At 40.5% G+C, this 3,500-nt stretch carries 3 protein-coding genes; all 3 read right to left on the bottom strand.

The annotated features are described in order from the left end of the window. Positions 1 to 98: 98 nt before the first annotated feature. From BUB67_RS15805 to BUB67_RS15815, 3 genes are read right to left on the bottom strand one after another with little or no spacing between them, the layout of a single operon-like run. On the bottom strand, positions 99 to 1,142 hold the full coding sequence (locus BUB67_RS15805) for a tyrosine-type recombinase/integrase (protein ID WP_073240314.1): 1,044 nt from the start codon (positions 1,140 to 1,142) through the stop codon (positions 99 to 101). Then, entirely contained in the window at positions 1,129 to 2,103 is a 975-nt protein-coding gene (locus tag BUB67_RS15810) for a tyrosine-type recombinase/integrase (protein WP_084127783.1), read from the bottom strand. Before BUB67_RS15810 ends, BUB67_RS15805 begins: the two co-directional genes overlap by 14 nt. Further along, complete coding sequence (locus BUB67_RS15815; RefSeq protein WP_073240315.1) at positions 2,100 to 3,332, bottom strand: tyrosine-type recombinase/integrase; 1,233 nt, start codon at positions 3,330 to 3,332, stop codon at positions 2,100 to 2,102. The genes BUB67_RS15810 and BUB67_RS15815 overlap by 4 nt, the downstream gene beginning before the upstream one ends. Positions 3,333 to 3,500: the final 168 nt, after the last annotated feature.

Here is a 3,500-nt window from a genome sequence, read left to right on the forward strand (position 1 = left end):
CTTTGACTATGCCGAAAAAAACACTATGCCGAAAAACATGCTGGATTTGGCTGTAAATAAACGTTTTCCAATCAGCTTCTCGGCATAGTGTTTTGCTTTTAGTCAAGGCTATAAAGCATATCCCTAATATCTTTGCTTTTCCAAATGGGAGCTTCAGCCACTGCTTCAGGAGTTGTTTTCTTCATGGCTTCGTGAATCATGTCTAATGTTGCAAAAGCATAGAAGTTTGACGTGGTTGACAGATTTTCATGCCCGAGCATTTCCATTATGACAGTGAGAGGCATTCCCTGACGATATAAGTGCATAGCCCTTGTTTTCCTAACTAAATGACAATGAACATGCTGCGGGATTTGAGGGCAAATAGACCTTGCCTGGTTTGCATAATAGCCAAGAAGTAGATTTACCGAATCGGTAGATAAGGCATGAGGTTTCCCATCTCTTCTTGAAAAGAACAACGGTTCTTTACCATCTGTACTTGGATGCGGATGGAATTCCTGAAGATAGCGGTTAATGTGCGCAACAGTTTTTTCCATCAGTGGGACATTACGGCTTTTGTTACCTTTGCCTGTCAGGGTGACAAAGGGCGTCTTGCCATTGACAAGGTGCAGGTCTCGTAGGGTAATATCTACAAGTTCCTGAGCTCTGGCAGCTGTATCATACAACATTATGAACATCATACGATTGCGTCTCCCTTTTACTGTATCAGTTTTAGGAGTTTTCAGTAAAGTCTCAATTGCTTCATTTGTCATATACAATACTGATTTCTTGTGTTCCTTCATTCCGCGAACGCTGCATACATCATTATAAATGGCAACAAGAGTAATGTCTTCATCTGCACAATATTCCATAAACGACTTAAGAGCTGTTAAGCGCAGATTACATGTTTTAACTGCCAGATTTTGATCTTCATTCATCCAGATAAGATAATTTTTGATAGTTTTTCTGTTTAGACAGTCAAACGTAACATCCTTACGCTCAATTCCCATTTGATTTTTCAAGTAATCAATAAAGTATGTTATGGACTGCTTATACGATTCAATGGTGTTTTGGCTTAGGTTTCTTACCTTTGGCAAGTAGATGTGAAGAAAACTTCGTGCATAAAGCCAAAAATCAGGACCATTCCGATTTTTATTCTTCCTCATCATAGCCCACCTCTGGGAGGAGCCCTTCAAGTGTTTTTGTCTTTTCGGAAAAAGTTGCAAAAAATTCGGGCACAAGATGAAGATAGTAAAAAGTGCTTTCTAAACAGGAATGACCCATGTACCGCATCAGATACGGAAGCATGGAATTTACATCAGTTCCTTCCTTTATCCATCTGTTAAGGTTTGCAAAGGCAAAATGATGGCGAAAATCATATGCTCTTGCCTTAGAACCTGATTCATTACCAAGACCGGCAGTTCTCCAGATTTTATTAAAATTTTGTCCTATGGTCCCACACTGGTAACAAGTATTTGATTTTACCGGGAAGAAGTACGTTCTGTCCGGAAATATGTCGTTTACAATGGCATCATATTTTATATATAATGACCTGAGGTCTTCCGGAAGAAATATTCTACGGTCTTTTAAACCTTTCGAATGGAATATATCAATATACCCACTGCATAGGTTTACATTTTTCCGCATAAGCAACCGTGCCTCACATGTTCTCACTCCACAGCAGTAAAGTAATCTATAGAGCATTGGGAGTACAAGGTGGCGGACGGGGTTTTCCTTGCGGGGGTGAAGCGTGTCACAGACATTAAAAAACCTTATGATTTCATCATCTGTGAAAAAATGAGGCATTGTCCGGATCTGCTTTTGGCAGACCTTTTTGGGAATAACATACGAATCGGAATATCCCGATGACTGAAGGAATTTCCCGAACTCACGAATGGGTGCCACACGCACGTGCTGAGTGTTTGGGCATTCATTTTCCCTGAGGATTGACCAACTCTTAATGATATCTTTTAAAGAAGCGGCTTGTGATTCGTTTTCTGCACAGTACCGGTCAAACTCATGGAGATAGAACTCACCTGTTTCATACTTCCATCCTAATGAATGTTTGAATTCCACAAAGGATTCCATGTAAGGTGCCAGCCTGCTTACATATGCTTTTCCCATCATCGTAGCCCTCCCACTTTCATAGGGATGACCGAAAGAGTTAATGCGCAGTCACGCAGCTTTTTTTCGTCAGTAGTTAAGTAAATGTCAGCTGAATTTGGATTGACATGTCCAAGTGTAAAAGAAATAGTTTGTACGGCAACCCCATTTTTCAGCATTTTTGATGCCACATGGTGCCGCAGGAGGCGGGTTCCTTTAAGTTCAGTCCCAAGCCTTACACCTGCACGTGAGAATATATTTCTGACTACGGCGTAACAACTCGAATGATCTTTCAGTGGCTTATGCGGTGCGTTATAGGATAGGAATACATACGGGGAATCAGTTTTAGGACGGTCATTAACAATATATCTTGCCATTGCATTACCGATAGCTGGAAGAAGCGGTAAAACCAAAGGTTCATTGGTCTTTCTTTGACTGATGCTGATTAAATCACAATTCCAATCTATGTCACTTAGCCTTAAGTTCACTATGTCAACGGCCCTTAGACCAGTTAGTAGTGACAGTACCATCATCGCTTTGTCCCTTGAAGATACAGCATCAGTTTTTAACACATCCCAGACAGCCTGCTCTTCCTCCTGCGTCAATACGGGAATAATTGCCCTTTTTCTTAACAGTTTATCAGGAACTGCCGTAAGGAGTTTGTCTCCATCTTCTGCAAATCTCAGAAATGACCTAAGCCCGGAAGCTGCCGTTCGAAGACTCCCTGACTCCCAAGTGCCTCTTAATTCGCAGAAGAACTCATGGATTAATTCCAGAGGAACAGTTCTTAAACACGTATAGCCAAGCCTTTCAATAAAGGTAAGGAATTTACAGGAAATATTCCTGTACGAATCAACCGTGTTTTTACTTTTCCTCTCTTCCTTAAGATACTCCAAAAATTCAGTATGAACTTTTTGAAATTCAATGGTTACAGGCTTATTAACTTTGCTTTCCACACATGGTTTCCAGCCAACATAGCCTTTTTCCTCGCATTCTCTCAGCTTTCTTACGCAGGAGCTGTGTAGGCGTTTACGCAAATGGCAGTACTGTCCGGTTTTTACGTTTGCCGAATCGTTTAAGAAATAATTAGCCAAATCATCACTAAAAGTGTCTATCCGCATGATGGCTGCAGCCCTTAACAATCTGCCATATGCACGCCGAAATATACGAATCGTGGATTGACAATACCCTGCCTTTCTAAGCTCTTCAAGAACTTTTTCTACACTGTTTTCCAAAGCGGTTTTCTTTTCCATAATGGATCCTCCCTATAGTATAGTTTTAACATAAGTCTATCTCTATTTTATAGGAAGGATATCTGGAGTCAGAGCAAAACACTATGCCGAGAAATAAATCGGAAAATATTTATTTACAGGCAAAAATGGAATGTTTTCGGCATAGTGTTTTTTTCGGCATAGTCAAAG

Origin of the sequence: Desulforamulus putei DSM 12395 (genome assembly GCF_900129195.1) — a bacterium.
In the GTDB taxonomy this organism is placed as follows: domain Bacteria; phylum Bacillota; class Desulfotomaculia; order Desulfotomaculales; family Desulfotomaculaceae; genus Desulfotomaculum; species Desulfotomaculum putei.

Bases quoted from the DNA above. Each gene is read 5' to 3' on its own strand.
- BUB67_RS15805 (WP_073240314.1), bottom strand. From the start codon at position 1,142: ATGAGGAAGAATAAAAATCGGAATGGTCCTGATTTTTGGCTTTATGCA.
- BUB67_RS15810 (WP_084127783.1), bottom strand. From the start codon at position 2,103: ATGATGGGAAAAGCATATGTAAGCAGGCTGGCACCTTACATGGAATCC.
- BUB67_RS15815 (WP_073240315.1), bottom strand. From the start codon at position 3,332: ATGGAAAAGAAAACCGCTTTGGAAAACAGTGTAGAAAAAGTTCTTGAA.